This is a genomic window from Pseudomonas sp. PS02303 (genome assembly GCF_029959925.1).
Classification (GTDB): Bacteria; Pseudomonadota; Gammaproteobacteria; order Pseudomonadales; family Pseudomonadaceae; genus Aquipseudomonas; species Aquipseudomonas mandelii.
Genome location: NZ_JASCOM010000157.1, coordinates 1 through 13,897, shown reverse-complemented (window position 1 = coordinate 13,897; position 13,897 = coordinate 1). Strand labels below are relative to the sequence as shown.

Annotated in this window: 15 protein-coding genes; 9 read left to right on the top strand and 6 right to left on the bottom strand. The window is 57.9% G+C overall.

The annotated features are described in order from the left end of the window. Positions 1–262 precede the first annotated feature (262 nt). On the bottom strand, positions 263–1,462 hold the full coding sequence (tyrS, locus tag QMX98_RS24805) for a tyrosine--tRNA ligase (protein ID WP_010467228.1): 1,200 nt from the start codon (positions 1,460–1,462) through the stop codon (positions 263–265). A gap of 212 nt (positions 1,463–1,674) precedes the next feature. Here tyrS and QMX98_RS24800 point away from each other — a divergent pair, with 212 nt between their 5' ends. Further along, complete coding sequence (locus tag QMX98_RS24800) at positions 1,675–3,096, top strand: peptidoglycan DD-metalloendopeptidase family protein (protein WP_221107508.1); 1,422 nt, start codon at positions 1,675–1,677, stop codon at positions 3,094–3,096. Positions 3,097–3,099: 3 nt separating this feature from the next. Continuing rightward, complete coding sequence (locus QMX98_RS24795; RefSeq protein ID WP_282411517.1) at positions 3,100–4,191, top strand: anhydro-N-acetylmuramic acid kinase; 1,092 nt, start codon at positions 3,100–3,102, stop codon at positions 4,189–4,191. A gap of 67 nt (positions 4,192–4,258) precedes the next feature. Here QMX98_RS24795 and erpA read toward each other — a convergent pair whose 3' ends face one another. Together erpA and argC are read right to left on the bottom strand one after the other, a co-directional pair. Beyond that, positions 4,259–4,609 carry an iron-sulfur cluster insertion protein ErpA gene (gene erpA / locus QMX98_RS24790; protein WP_007947969.1) on the bottom strand — a complete coding sequence of 117 codons (351 nt, stop codon included), beginning with the start codon at positions 4,607–4,609 and terminating at the stop codon, positions 4,259–4,261. Positions 4,610–4,777: 168 nt separating this feature from the next. Continuing rightward, a complete protein-coding gene (gene argC / locus QMX98_RS24785; protein ID WP_010467224.1) occupies positions 4,778–5,812 on the bottom strand; it encodes an N-acetyl-gamma-glutamyl-phosphate reductase in 1,035 nt (344 codons plus the stop codon). Positions 5,813–6,108: 296 nt separating this feature from the next. Here argC and hemJ point away from each other — a divergent pair, with 296 nt between their 5' ends. The 6 genes from hemJ to coq7 all read left to right on the top strand — a co-directional run bounded on the left by hemJ (position 6,109) and on the right by coq7 (position 10,630). Further along, positions 6,109–6,537 (top strand): protoporphyrinogen oxidase HemJ, encoded by a 429-nt coding sequence (gene hemJ / locus QMX98_RS24780; protein ID WP_010467221.1) that lies wholly within the window; start codon positions 6,109–6,111, stop codon positions 6,535–6,537. Between the two features lie 27 nt (positions 6,538–6,564). Continuing rightward, a complete protein-coding gene (locus QMX98_RS24775) occupies positions 6,565–7,533 on the top strand; it encodes a nitronate monooxygenase family protein (protein WP_010467219.1) in 969 nt (322 codons plus the stop codon). A gap of 92 nt (positions 7,534–7,625) precedes the next feature. Then, complete coding sequence (locus tag QMX98_RS24770) at positions 7,626–8,570, top strand: DUF805 domain-containing protein (protein ID WP_077747324.1); 945 nt, start codon at positions 7,626–7,628, stop codon at positions 8,568–8,570. A 95-nt stretch (positions 8,571–8,665) separates the two neighbouring features. After that, positions 8,666–9,454 carry an SDR family oxidoreductase gene (locus tag QMX98_RS24765; protein WP_010467216.1) on the top strand — a complete coding sequence of 263 codons (789 nt, stop codon included), beginning with the start codon at positions 8,666–8,668 and terminating at the stop codon, positions 9,452–9,454. Positions 9,455–9,535: 81 nt separating this feature from the next. After that, entirely contained in the window at positions 9,536–9,874 is a 339-nt protein-coding gene (locus QMX98_RS24760; protein WP_010467214.1) for a histidine triad nucleotide-binding protein, read from the top strand. Positions 9,875–9,982: 108 nt separating this feature from the next. Next, positions 9,983–10,630 carry a 2-polyprenyl-3-methyl-6-methoxy-1,4-benzoquinone monooxygenase gene (gene coq7, locus QMX98_RS24755; RefSeq protein ID WP_010467212.1) on the top strand — a complete coding sequence of 216 codons (648 nt, stop codon included), beginning with the start codon at positions 9,983–9,985 and terminating at the stop codon, positions 10,628–10,630. A gap of 117 nt (positions 10,631–10,747) precedes the next feature. Here the strand turns inward: coq7 and speD are convergent, their stop codons facing one another. Then, a complete protein-coding gene (gene speD, locus QMX98_RS24750) occupies positions 10,748–11,542 on the bottom strand; it encodes an adenosylmethionine decarboxylase (protein ID WP_010467209.1) in 795 nt (264 codons plus the stop codon). Between the two features lie 239 nt (positions 11,543–11,781). After that, positions 11,782–12,204, bottom strand: a complete 423-nt coding sequence (locus QMX98_RS24745) for an OsmC family protein (RefSeq protein WP_007941657.1) — start codon at positions 12,202–12,204, stop codon at positions 11,782–11,784. Positions 12,205–12,438: 234 nt separating this feature from the next. Between QMX98_RS24745 and crp the strand changes: the two genes are divergently transcribed. Then, complete coding sequence (gene crp, locus QMX98_RS24740) at positions 12,439–13,083, top strand: cAMP-activated global transcriptional regulator CRP (protein WP_008027103.1); 645 nt, start codon at positions 12,439–12,441, stop codon at positions 13,081–13,083. On the opposite strand, the gene QMX98_RS24735 is transcribed toward crp, so the two are convergent. Then, complete coding sequence (locus tag QMX98_RS24735; protein ID WP_282411516.1) at positions 13,080–13,781, bottom strand: lipoate--protein ligase family protein; 702 nt, start codon at positions 13,779–13,781, stop codon at positions 13,080–13,082. The genes crp and QMX98_RS24735 overlap by 4 nt on opposite strands. Positions 13,782–13,897 lie beyond the last annotated feature (116 nt).

Below are 13,897 nucleotides of genomic sequence, written 5' to 3'. Positions count from 1 at the left end.
CGTTAGCGGGAGGCGAATTCTACAGCGTTACTCGCTGCTGTCAACACCTCTTTTTCTCCGCTTTCGACCGAGAAGATCGAACCGTCAACCAAGCCAAACAACCCCGCCTGATCAACTCCTTCTGGGCTTCGATGACCTGAAGCAACTCGTTGTCGAAAACTGCGTAACTCTTTGTTTACCAAGGAGTTTTCCGTTTCGACTGCGCCGGAAGTGGGGCGAATTATAGACTTCCAGAATCTGCCGTCAACCCCTAACTTAAGCTTTATTCAGATTTGAGCGTAATACGCGCAAATGCCTTCTTTCCGGCCTGGCAAACATGGGTCGCGCCCAGCACGTATATAAAGGTGCGATCAACAACCTCTCCATCTATACGCACACCGCCGGAATTCAGCAGATCACGGGCCACCGCCGAGTTCTTCACCAGCCCTGCCTTATTAAGGACAGCAGCAATCGGCATGTCTTCAGTAGCCGTCAGCTCGATCTCCGGCAGATCGTCCGGCAACTCGCCATCCTTCATACGATTGCCCGCTGCACGGTGAGCATTGGCCGCGGCCTCTTCACCATGGAAACGCGCAACGATCTCTTCGGCCAGCTTGATCTTGATGTCACGAGGATTGGCGCCCGCCTCGACATCAGCACGGAATGCGTTGATTTCATCCATGGAACGGAAGCTGAGCAATTCGAAGTAGCGCCACATCAGCGCATCCGGAATAGAGACCAGCTTGCCATACATGACACCCGGCGCTTCCTGGATACCGACGTAGTTGCCCAAGGACTTGGACATCTTCTTCACACCATCCAGACCTTCGAGCAGCGGCATCGTCAGAATGCATTGAGCCTCCTGACCATAACCGCGCTGCAGTTCACGCCCCATCAGCAGATTGAACTTCTGATCGGTACCGCCCAACTCGACATCCGCGCGCAAAGCGACCGAGTCATACCCTTGAACCAGCGGATAGAGGAACTCGTGAATAGCGATTGGCTGGTTGGTCGTGTAGCGCTTGTCGAAGTCATCGCGCTCAAGCATGCGAGCCACGGTGTACTGCGAAGTCAGACGAATGAAGTCCGCCGGCCCCATCTGGTCCATCCAGGTGGAGTTGAACGCCACCTCGGTTTTGGCCGGATCAAGAATCTTGAAGACTTGAGTCTTGTAGGTCTCGGCATTCTCGAGAACCTGCTCGCGGGTGAGCGGAGGACGCGTTGCGCTCTTGCCGCTCGGATCACCGATCATCCCGGTGAAGTCACCTATAAGGAAGATCACCTGGTGACCCAGTTCCTGGAACTGGCGCAGCTTATTAATAAGCACGGTATGACCCAGATGCAAATCCGGCGCGGTCGGATCGAAGCCTGCCTTAATACGCAGCGGCTGGCCACGCTTGAGCTTTTCGATCAACTCGGACTCGACCAACAGTTCTTCCGCACCACGTTTAATCAGCGCTAGCTGCTCTTCAACCGACTTCATAACAGACCCGCAAGGCTCGAATTCAAAGGGGACCAACCATACAAGATCACGCGTCAAATACAAAGTTTGGCCGGCGCAATGACGCCAATCCGCTGGCAGAGTGACCGCGGACTTGCTTCAGAGATGATTTGGTTATATTTTATACAGTTATTTCATCTTCATCATGTCATTCATCTTTTCCAATTCATCTTTTTCAAAGTCAAAAATTACCTATGACCAAAGAATCGTCTAAAGCGCCACCGCTTTACCCGAAGACCCACCTGCTCGCAGCAAGTGGCATCGCCGCTCTTCTGAGCCTGGCGCTTCTGGTATTCCCTTCCAGTGATGTAGAAGCCAAAAAGACGACGCTGAGTCTTGAGCTGGAAAGCCCTGCTGAACAACTGACACAAGATCAAGACGCTGCTGAAGCCGTTCAAGCCACAAATGAACCGGCAGCCTCCCCTTTCGCGCAGATCGAAAACAGCGCTGAAGAGCCACAGGAAACCGCCCAGGCCGAGCCTGTACCTGCCCCGGTCACCGAAGAAAAGAAGACCCCAAACCACAGGGAAGTGATCGTTTCCAAAGGCGACACACTTTCCACGCTGTTCGAGAAAGTAGGCCTCCCCGCCACTTCGGTGCATGAAGTCATGGCCAGTGACAAGCAGGCCAAGCAATTCAGCCAGCTCAAACGCGGCCAGAAACTCGAATTCGAACTGACCCCCGACGGCCAGCTGAGCAACCTGCACAGCAAGCTCAGCGACGTCGAAAGTATTACCCTGACCAAGAATGACAAGGGTTATACGTTCAACCGCATTACCGCCAAGCCAACCGTGCGCTCCGCCTACGTTCATGGCGTGATCAACAGCTCGCTATCGCAGTCTGCCGCGCGTGCCGGGCTGTCCCACAGCCTCACCATGGACATGGCCAGCGTGTTTGGCTATGACGTCGACTTCGCCCAGGATATCCGCCAGGGTGACGAGTTCGATGTGATCTACGAGCAGAAAGTCGTCAACGGCAAGGCTGTCGGCAACGGCCCGATCCTGTCCGCACGCTTCACCAACCGCGGCAAGACCTACACCGCCGTGCGTTACACCAACAAGCAAGGCAACAGCAGCTACTACACCGCCGACGGCAACAGCATGCGCAAGGCGTTTATCCGCACGCCAGTGGACTTCGCCCGCATCAGCTCGAAATTCTCCATGGGTCGCAAACACCCGATCCTGAACAAGATCCGCGCTCACAAAGGTGTCGATTACGCCGCTCCACGCGGCACACCGATCAAAGCGGCCGGTGACGGCAAAGTGTTGTTGGCCGGTCGCCGTGGCGGTTATGGCAATACCGTGATCATCCAGCACGGCAACACCTACCGTACGCTGTACGGCCATATGCAAGGCTTTGCCAAAGGCATCAAGACTGGCGGCAGCGTCAAGCAAGGCCAGGTAATCGGTTATATCGGCACAACCGGGCTCTCCACCGGCCCACACTTGCACTATGAGTTCCAGGTCAATGGCGTGCACGTCGACCCACTGGGCCAGAAAGTTGCGATGGCCGACCCTATTTCCAAAGGGGAACGCGCACGCTTCCTTGCGCAGAGTCAGCCGCTGATGGCGCGCATGGACCAAGAGAAAGCCACCATGCTGGCTTCGAAGCGCTAAATCATGACGCTCTATATCGGTGTGATGTCCGGAACCAGCCTCGATGGCCTGGACATTGCGCTAATCGAGCTGACCCCGGCGATCAACCTGATCGCCACGCACTACACCCCCATGCCTGACTCCCTGCGCGCCGAGCTGCTTGGCTTGTGCGCCAGCGGCGCGGACGAGATTGCCCGCTCCGCCATCGCCCAGCAGAACTGGGTGAAACTGGCGGCTCAGGGCATTAACACTCTCCTCCGCCAACACAACCTGAAACCCGAAGACATTCGTGCGATTGGCAGCCACGGCCAGACCATTCGCCACGAACCGGCGCGCGGCTTCACGGTACAGATCGGCAACCCGGCCCTGCTGACCGAGTTGACCGGCATCACCGTGGTCAGCGACTTCCGCAGCCGTGATGTGGCCGCTGGCGGGCAAGGCGCGCCATTGGTGCCGGCCTTTCACGAAGCGTTGTTTGATGAACGTGCCGGCAATCGTGCGGTGTTGAATGTCGGCGGATTCAGCAACCTCAGCCTGATCGAGCCCGGCAAACCTGTCGCCGGTTTCGACTGCGGCCCGGGCAACGTCCTGCTGGATGCCTGGATTCATCAGCAACGCGGCGACAATTTTGATCGTGACGGCCAATGGGCTGCCAGTGGCAAGGTTGAACCGGTTCTGCTGAATGAATTGCTGAGTGATCCATTCTTCGTAACCAAAGGCCCGAAAAGCACCGGCCGAGAAGTGTTCAACCTGCCATGGCTGACACAGCACCTCTCGAAGCTGCCGCCCTTCGCCGCGGAAGATGTGCAAGCAACCCTGCTCGAACTGACCGCACTGACCATCGTCGAGTCATTGCAGCACGCCCAATCGGACACGCAGGAACTGCTGGTCTGCGGTGGTGGCGCGCACAACGCCACGCTGATGAACCGTTTGGCCGCCCGGCTGCCGAACGCGAGTGTCAGCAGCACTGCCGCTTATGGTGTGGACCCGGACTGGGTCGAAGCCATGGCCTTCGCTTGGCTGGCTCATTGCTGCCTGGAAGGCATCGCCGCCAACCGCCCGAGCGTCACCGGCGCCCGCGGCCTGCGCGTACTCGGCGCCATCTACCCGGCATAAACGCCGCACAGCAAAACGCCGCAAAGCCCTGAAGCCATGCGGCGCTTGATACTGCGGTGAAGCGCGATCAGATCGAGAACGAAGAGCCGCAACCACACGTGGTGCTCGCGTTCGGGTTCTTGATCACAAAACGCGAACCTTCCAGACCTTCCTGATAATCCACCTCGGCACCGGCCAGGTACTGGAAGCTCATCGGGTCTACGACCAGACTCACACCTTCGCGCTCGACAATGGTGTCGTCATCGGCCACTTCTTCATCGAAGGTGAAGCCGTACTGAAAACCTGAACAACCGCCGCCCGTAACGAATACGCGCAGCTTCAAGCGATCATTCCCCTCTTCATCGACCAGGCTCTTCACCTTGTGCGCGGCACCGTGGGTGAATTGCAAAGCGGTGGGGGTGAAGGATTCGACGCTCATGCTGACTATCTCCCGGCGTTACGCCGCCATAATGCGTGATGACGCGCATTATCCGCTTCTCCTAGAAAATCGGTCAACTATTGTTATGGTATAGCAATAAAACCGATTGCCGGTTCGAAATGCAAAAAGGCCCGTCAGACGGGCCTTTTTGCTGAGCGGGATAAAGCCTTACGGCAGCATGCCGGCGTGGGACAGGCCCAGGCGCTCATCCAGCCCGAACAGAATGTTCAGGTTCTGCACCGCTTGACCCGACGCACCCTTGACCAGGTTATCGATTACCGACAGCACCACCACCAGATCGCCGTCCTGCGGACGATGCACGGCGATACGACAAACGTTGGCACCGCGAACACTGCGGGTTTCCGGGTGGCTGCCCGCTGGCATCACGTCGACGAACGGCTCGTTGGCGTAGCGCTTTTCAAACAACGCCTGCAGATCCACCGAGCGATCCACGACGGTCGCATACAGCGTCGAATGAATGCCGCGAATCATTGGTGTCAGGTGCGGAACGAAGGTCAGACCGACGTCCTTGCCCGCTGCACGACGCAGACCCTGGCGGATTTCCGGCAAGTGACGGTGACCTTTGACGGAGTAGGCTTTCATGCTTTCCGACGTCTCGGCGTACAGCGAACCGACCGAAGCGCCACGACCGGCACCGCTGACACCGGACTTGCAGTCAGCAATCAAACGCGTGGTATCGGCCAGGCCGGCTTCCAGCAATGGCAGGAAACCCAATTGCGTCGCCGTTGGATAGCAACCCGGCACCGCGATCAGGCGCGCATCCTTGATTTGCTCGCGATTGACTTCCGGCAAACCGTAGACCGCCTCCTCCAGCAACTCCGGCGCGCCGTGAGGCTGGCCGTACCACTTGGCCCACTCGGCAGCGTCTTGCAGACGGAAGTCAGCCGACAGGTCGATGACCTTGGTCCCCGCTGCGAGCAACTCACCGGCCAGTGCATGGGCAACACCATGAGGCGTGGCGAAGAACACCACATCGCAAGCGCCCAGCGTCTTGATGTCCGGAACACTAAAGGCCAGGCCGTCGTAGTGGCCTCGCAGGTTCGGGTACATGTCGGCCACGGCCAGACCGGCCTCGGATCGGGAAGTGATCACAACCACTTCAGCTTGCGGATGCTGTGCCAACAGACGCAGCAGTTCGACACCGGTGTAACCCGTGCCGCCGACGATACCGACCTTGACCATAAACCTGCCCTCAACGAACCCACTGGAAAGCCGTCGATAATAGGGGCCGCGCGGCCCTGCGACAACCGCTTAGGTGACGTGTGGCGGCTCATGTGTCCCTTCTCGGGCATATCGCCCAACTTTTGGCGAGTGGCTTTTGTGGCCTGGCAAGGCCCCGCGACGAGTCATAGCTCGCTATGGCGAGGAGCGGCAACGCAGTCTGGCCGCAAAAGACGCCGTCAAAATTGAACAGTTATGTCCGAGACGGGACACTTTCTCTACTATTCGGGCTACCGTGAACCTGGGAATAACTAAAAATGCTTTATCTATGGCTCAAAGCGCTTCATATCGTCAGCATGGTCTGCTGGTTTGCCGGCCTGTTTTACCTGCCCCGTCTGTTCGTTTATCACGCCCAAAGCGAAGACACCGTCAGCAAGGAACGCTTCAGCCTCATGGAGCGCAAGCTGTACCGCGGCATCATGGGCCCGGCGATGATCGCTACCCTGATATTCGGCATTGCACTGATCTGGCTTAACCCGAGCCTCTTCAGTCAAGGCGCGTGGATTCACGCCAAGCTGACCCTGGTGGTGATCCTGATCGGCTACCACCACATGTGCGGCGCACAGGTGAAGCGTTTTGCCCGTGGCGAAAACACCCGCAGCCATGTCTTTTATCGCTGGTTCAATGAAGTGCCGGTTCTGATATTGCTGGCTATCGTAATTCTGGTCGTCGTTCGGCCGTTCTAATAAGCACAACTCACCGGGGTACTTCCAATGTCGCTGCCCGCTTTGCTCGAACAACGCTTGCGTCTGCCGGTAGTGGCAGCGCCGATGTTTCTGATTTCCAATCCGCAATTGGTGCTCGCCTGCTGCCGTAACGGCGTCGTCGGCAGCTTTCCTGCGCTGAACCAGCGCGAGAGCAGCGGCTTCAAGGCCTGGCTGGAAGAGATCGAAGCAGGGTTGGCGACACTGGAGAACCCGGCGCCTTACGCGGTCAACCTGATCGTTCACAACACTAACCCACGGCTGCAAGCTGACCTTGCGATCTGCATCGAGCATAAAGTACCGATCGTGATTACCAGTCTCGGCGCAGTGAAAGAAGTAGTCGATGCCGTTCACAGCTATGGCGGACTGGTGTTCCATGACGTGACGACGCGGCGCCATGCCGAGAAAGCCGCCGAGGCCGGTGTGGACGGCTTGATCGCCGTGGCAGCGGGTGCCGGTGGACACGCTGGAACCTGGAGCCCGTTCTCGCTGATTGCCGAGATTCGCCAGTTTTTCGACAAGACCCTGTTGCTGGCAGGCTGCCTTAACCACGGCCACGAGATCCTTGCTGCGCAATTGCTCGGCGCGGATCTGGCCTATTTCGGTACGCGATTTATCGGCACCACCGAAAGTCATGCGCCTGACGCCTACAAAGAGATGCTGCTGACGTCCAGAGCCGCAGACATCGTCCATACGCCGGCAGTGTCAGGCGTACCCGCGAGTTTCATGCGTCAAAGCCTGGAGGCTGCCGGTTTCGACATGGCGGCACTGCAAGGCAAGGGCGAAGTCGACTTCGGCTCCAAACTCAAGCCGATCAGCGATGAAGCCAAAGCCTGGAAAACCGTGTGGTCTGCGGGCCAGGGTGTCGGGGAAATCGATGATTTGCCGAGCGTCGATCAATTGGTCGCTCGACTTGACGCGGAATACCGCAAGGCTCTGGAACTGGCGGCCGAGCTGCCCAAACGCTGGCCACGATGAGATGAAAGTTTGGCCAGCCCGCCCCGGCTGGCCTTACAATCCACGCTTGAAACACACCCTATTACAAATTCTCGCGACAAGGATGCCTCGCAATGAGCGACAACCGTTTCAAGATCGTGTTCGACGGCGCTCTGCTGCCAGGTGTTGACGCCGCCAGCGCCAGAGAGAACCTGGCTAAACTCTACAACAGCCAAGTCGCGGCCGTCGAACGGCTATTCACTGGCAAGACGGTTACGCTCAAGAAAGACCTGTCGCACGCCGACGCGCAAACCTACCTTCAGGCGCTGACGAAAACCGGCATCGATGCTCGCATCGAAAGCGAATCGTCCATTGAGCTGAACCTGGACGAAGCCCACGAACACAGGCCTGTCGCCAGCCAACCGGCATTTGCCGACCCCGCATCCCCTTACGCACCACCCCGAGCCACTGTCGGCGAAAGCCTGCCCGCGTATGCTCCACTCAAGCCATTCAGCGTTGAAGGCCGCATCGGTCGTTTGCGCTATCTCGCCTGGACGATGGTCCTGACGCTGGTCACCCTGGCCGTCGGTTCGGTATTGGCCATTTTCGCCTTCGCCATCATCAGCGCCGATTCGACCGCAGGCCTGATACTCGGTGGCCTGGTTGCGTTCATGCTGTTCATTGCCATGGCGGTCGTGAGCATTCAGATCAGTGTCCAGCGCCTGCATGACATCGGCTGGTCCGGCTGGCTCTGGTTGCTGAACCTCGTACCCTTCGTAGGCAGCTTCTTCCCGTTCGTGATCATGATCGCCCCGGGCACCAACATCGCCAATCGCTATGGCGCGCCGCCTCCACCCAACACCACGGCGGTCAAAGTGTTGTCTTCGTTGTGGGTGGTGTTGATCGCCATCGTCTTGGTTGGCGCGCTGGCCGGAGGCCTTACGGCGATCCAGGAAGAGTATGAAACTGCTGCCGAAACCAGCTATGACAGCAGCTCGGTAATCACTGAAGAAGTGGAAGTCGAGCCGGCCGCAGAGGCTGAGCAGGCACCCGATTCTGCAGACGATGAAGCCGAATAAGCCCCGGTCCCTGTAGACTCTGCGAAAGAATGAACAGCGCTCCCCGCCCGTGACACCCGCGTCGCCGGCGCGGAGCTGCTGCGATGGAGAACTGCATGACCCGTTACGCTCTGATCACTGGCGCTTCCAGTGGGATCGGCCTGGCGATGGCCGAAGCGCTGGCCCGCCGAGGCCGCAGCCTGATTCTGGTGGCCCGACAACGTGATCAGCTGGAAAGTATTGCCATTGAACTGACCCAACGCTTTGGCGTGGAAGTGCTGTTCCGCGCCTGTGACCTTGGCGAACCGCTACGGCTGTCCGGGTTCCTGCTGGAACTGGAAGAAGGTGACCGGCAAATCGATTTGCTGGTCAACTGCGCCGGCATCGGCACCTGCGGACCTTTTCTGGCCCAGGACTGGATGACCGAGCAGGACCTGATCGAAGTGAACATCCTGGCCCTCACCCGCTTGTGCCATGCCATCGGGAACAGCATGGCCTTGCAGGGTGGCGGACAAATTCTGAACGTCGCTTCAATGGCGGCATTCCAACCCGGCCCGTGGATGAGCACGTACTACGCCAGCAAAGCCTATGTGCTGCATTTTTCCGAAGGGTTGCGCGTCGAACTGAAGAAATGTGCGGTCAAGGTCTCGGTGCTGTGCCCCGGCCCGACCCGTACCGGGTTCTTCCGTACCGCTCAACTGGACACCGGCAAACTGGCCGACAGCAACATGCTCATGAGTCCCGAAGAGGTTGCGCTGTATACGGTGCGCGCCCTGGAGAAAAATCGAGCGATCATCATTCCCGGTCGAGGCAATCGCTGGCGCGCCCTCCTGCCACGGCTGGGCTCTCGCTGGCTCAATCGGACAATCGCTGGCATGGTCAACAAGGCCTACTGCCCGCGCTGACCCGGCCTCAAGGTAAAAGGCTGGGCTCGGGGATAACCCATGAGTACACTCAAGCCAGCCCAAACAACGGAGAAAACAGCTGTGGATACTCTGTTCACCAAGATCATCAACCGGGAAATCCCGGCGAAGATCATCTACGAGGACGACCAGGTACTGGCCTTCCACGACATCGCCCCACAGGCACCGGTGCATTTTCTGGTCATTCCGAAAAAAGCGGTGCGCACCCTCAACGACCTCACCGAGGAAGACAAGGCTTTGGCCGGACATATTCTGTTCACCGCCCAGCGCCTGGCCCTGGAACTGGGCTGCGAAGAAGGTTTCCGTGTGGTCATGAACTGCAATGAACTGGGCGGGCAGACTGTCTACCACATTCATATGCATGTGCTGGGTCAGCGCCAGATGCACTGGCCGCCGGGCTGATTGCAAAAAGCTTCGAGGGAGTGGCCAGCCACTCCCGTATGACCCAGCGCAAACCTTCCCCGGCCGATTGGGTTAAACTGGCCGCCGAGATTCCTCCCGGAGGTCAGCATGACTACCCAGCGTCACTACTCGCCGATTGACCGTCTTCTGCTGCAAGCCGATGCCGCGATGCGAACGTTGCTGCCTTTCAGTGGCCAGCCATACCGTCCGTCGCCAGCCATCGTGCAGCCGGATGCGCAAATGAGTGACGAAGACACCCGCCACGTTGCTGGCTTGATGCGCATCAACCATACCGGTGAAGTCTGCGCCCAGGCGCTGTATCAGGGTCAGGCCCTGACTGCCAAGCTGCCGCACGTGCGGGCCGCCATGGAACATGCTGCCGAAGAAGAAATCGATCACCTGGTCTGGTGCGAGCAACGCATCCAGCAACTGGGCAGCCACACCAGCATTCTCAACCCGCTGTTCTACGGCATGTCGTTCGGGATTGGCGCAGTGGCCGGATTGATCAGCGACAAGGTCAGCCTGGGTTTTGTCGCAGCCACCGAGCATCAGGTGTGCAAACACTTGAACGAGCACCTCGAGCAATTGCCGGCGGAAGATGAAAAGTCCCGGGCCATTCTCGAGCAGATGCGGATTGATGAAGAACATCATGCCGAGAGTGCGCTGGATGCCGGAGGTTTTCGTTTTCCGGCGCCGGTGAAGTTCGGGATGAGTCTGTTGGCCAAGGTAATGACCAAGAGTACTTACCGGATCTGATCGATACGTTGCCTGACAGGGCCTCTTCGCGAGCAGGCTCGCTCCCACAAGGTTCTGTATTCCAGACATGAAAAAGGCGACTGCCGTGAGGAAGTCGCCTTTTTTGTGCTTGAAATCTTAGTTCGGCATGTTGCGCGCGTAGAAGATTTCCAGCATTTCGTGTTTCACACGGTCAGTCACCTGAGCACGCTGCTCGGAAGACAGGTTGCTGGTGGCATCGCCGAACAGGTAGTTATCCAGTTCGAAGTTCTTCAGCAGCATTTTGGTGTGGAACAGGTTTTCCTGGTACACGTTCACGTCGGTCATCTGGTACGCGCCGCGGGTGTCTTCGGACAGGTAGTTCTGGATCGAGTTGATCTCGTGGTCGATGAAGTGCTTTTTGCCTTCCACGTCACGGGTGAAGCCGCGCACGCGATAATCCACGGTCACGATGTCCGAATCGAACTGGTGAATCAGGAAGTTGAGCGCTTTAAGCGGTGAAATCACGCCACAGGTCGACACGTCAATGTCCACACGGAATGTCGCAATGCCGTCGTCCGGGTGGATTTCCGGGTAGGTGTGCACCGTGATGTGGCTCTTGTCGAGATGGGCCAGGATAATCTCGGGCAACGGGCCCGGCGATTCTTCGATCTGGCTGTCGGTCGGGGTTACCGGCTCTTCAGAGATCAGAATCGTGACGCTGGCGCCCTGGGGTTCATAGTCCTGACTGGCAATGTTCAGGATGTTGGCACCAATGATATCGACAACTTCCGTGAGGATCTGCGTCAGGCGTTTCGCGTTGTACTCTTTATTGATGTACTCGACGTAAGCCTGTTGGTCTTGCGGGGTTTCCGCGTAGCAGATGTCATAGATGTTGAAGCTCAAGGTCTTTGTCAGGTTATTGAACCCGTGGAGCTTGAGTTTGCTTTTCACCGTTAAAAACTCTCTATGTATTGCGGCCCGGGCCGCGTGATCAAGCATGCCCGTCAGATGCGAACAACGCAGCTGCGTAGGACGGTTAACACCTCTTCGCGATGGCGATTTTGGTTGTCTGTTCGGGTTCGCAGCCTGTCGATGACGAGGCCGTTACCCTGAAAAAAGTGGCGCATTATGCAGACGTCAGCTTGGGATCGCCAGAGTCTGCACTGCTTTTATGATAGTTGAATGTCGATTCAACCGAGTTCGATGATTTCGTAGTCGTGGGTAATGGCCACGCCAGCCGCGCCCAGCATGATCGAAGCCGAGCAATACTTCTCCGCCGACAGCTCGATGGCGCGTTTGACCTGGGCTTCTTTCAGCCCCCGGCCCTTGACCACGAAGTGCATGTGGATCTTGGTGAAGACTTTCGGATCCTCGGTCGCGCGCTCGGCTTCGAGAAAGGCTTCACAGCTTTCGACGGCCTGACGGGACTTCTTGAGGATGCTGACCACATCGAAATTGCTGCAACCGCCGACACCCAGCAGAAGCATTTCCATCGGCCGGACCCCCAGGTTGCGACCACCTGCATCGGGCGGACCGTCCATGACCACGACGTGTCCACTGCCGGATTCACCGAGGAACATGGCTTCGCCAGCCCATTGGATGCGTGCCTTCATCGCCAGACTCCACTGCATAAAAAAGGGTCGCCAGCTTAGCACAGGGCCCCGGACTGGCAGTGCCTTGCATTTGTAGGGCATAACCTTCTGAACCGTAGGTAAATTCTCGAATATTGCAGGAAGTGTCTGTTAAGCTGGCGCCAATTCGCTGGCGCATGGCCAGCCTTTGCGCAGCCGTCGTCTGCGACTCATAAAAAAACCAAACACACCGTGAAGTCTTTTCGGGATACAACCATGGTTGCTATTGCCCCAACCCCCAAAATCAAGAACCTCGACAAGCTGTTGATGCATTGCCAGCGCCGTCGTTATGCGGCCAAGAGCAACATCATTTGTGCCGGTGATCGCTCGGAAACGCTGTTCTTCATCATCAAGGGTTCGGTCACGATCCTGATCGAGGATGACGACGGCCGCGAAATGATCATCGCCTACCTGAACTCCGGGGACTTTTTCGGTGAGTTGGGTCTGTTTGAACAAGCGGGGCTTGAGCAGGAACGCAGCGCTTGGGTACGCGCGAAGATCGAGTGTGAAGTCGCAGAAATCAGCTATGCAAAATTCCGCGAGCTGTCCCAGCAAGATCCAGACATTCTTTACGTGCTCAGCGGACAAATCGCACAGCGTCTGCGCAATACCACGCGCAAGGTCGGCGACCTGGCCTTCTTCGACGTAACCGGTCGTGTCGCCCGCTGTCTGCTGGAACTGTGCAAACAGCCGGATGCCATGACCCACCCGGACGGCATGCAGATCAAAGTGACCCGCCAGGAAATCGGGCGGATTGTCGGTTGTTCACGGGAGATGGTCGGTCGCGTGCTCAAGGATCTGGAAGAACGCAACCTGGTGGACGTCAAAGGCAAGACCATGGTGGTCTTTGGTACGCGTTAAGCCTTGAACATGTCTACCAGCAACTGGCGATAAAGCGCATCAAGCCGCCCGAGCGCATCGGGTGCGGCAAATTTCTCATGCAGAGCAATGTGGCTTTCGGCGCGAACCCGCTGCTCCAGGCCGCAGGCTTCATTGAAGCGATTGACTGCGGCGACCATCGACTCACGTTCGTTATCCAGCAACAACGCACCGTGTACCAATCCGACCGGACGTGTACCGCCCTTGCTCTGGCGCCAGCGCTGGGCAGTGCCGACCATCTTGCGGCCGTCGAGGTTAACGTTGAAACGGCCATCGCAGAATGCGCCGTCGACTTCGCCCAAGGACGAAACGCCGCCCAGCTCATCCAGTAACTGACAGATCGGGTCGCAGAGTCGGCGGTAAGCGGCTTCGATTCGATTTTGATCGCCTTCGCTACGCGGGGGTGCGTAGACAAGGGCGATATTGATGGTGGAAGCCGATTGCGGCACTGGCTCGCCGCCGGTTTCACGCAACAGCACCGGCCAACCGGCGGCGGCTGAGACTTCGCAGGCCGCTTCGAAGCCGGGTAGACGATTCAGGCGTCGGGGCATGACCAGTGCGCGGTCGCCGGGTTGCCAGAACAGCAGACCAAACTCAACATCACCGGCACAGACTGACGCCAGCAGATCCTGTTCGGCCTGTAAGCCGGCTTCGACAGTCAAAGAGACGATTGAGGTCATAAGGTATTCCGTTGGACATGAAGTCTGTGGTGCTACTTATGCCGCCATCGCGAGCAAGCTCGCTCCCACAAGGAGTTTGCTGACACCGCAGATCCAATGTGGGAGCGAGCTTGCTC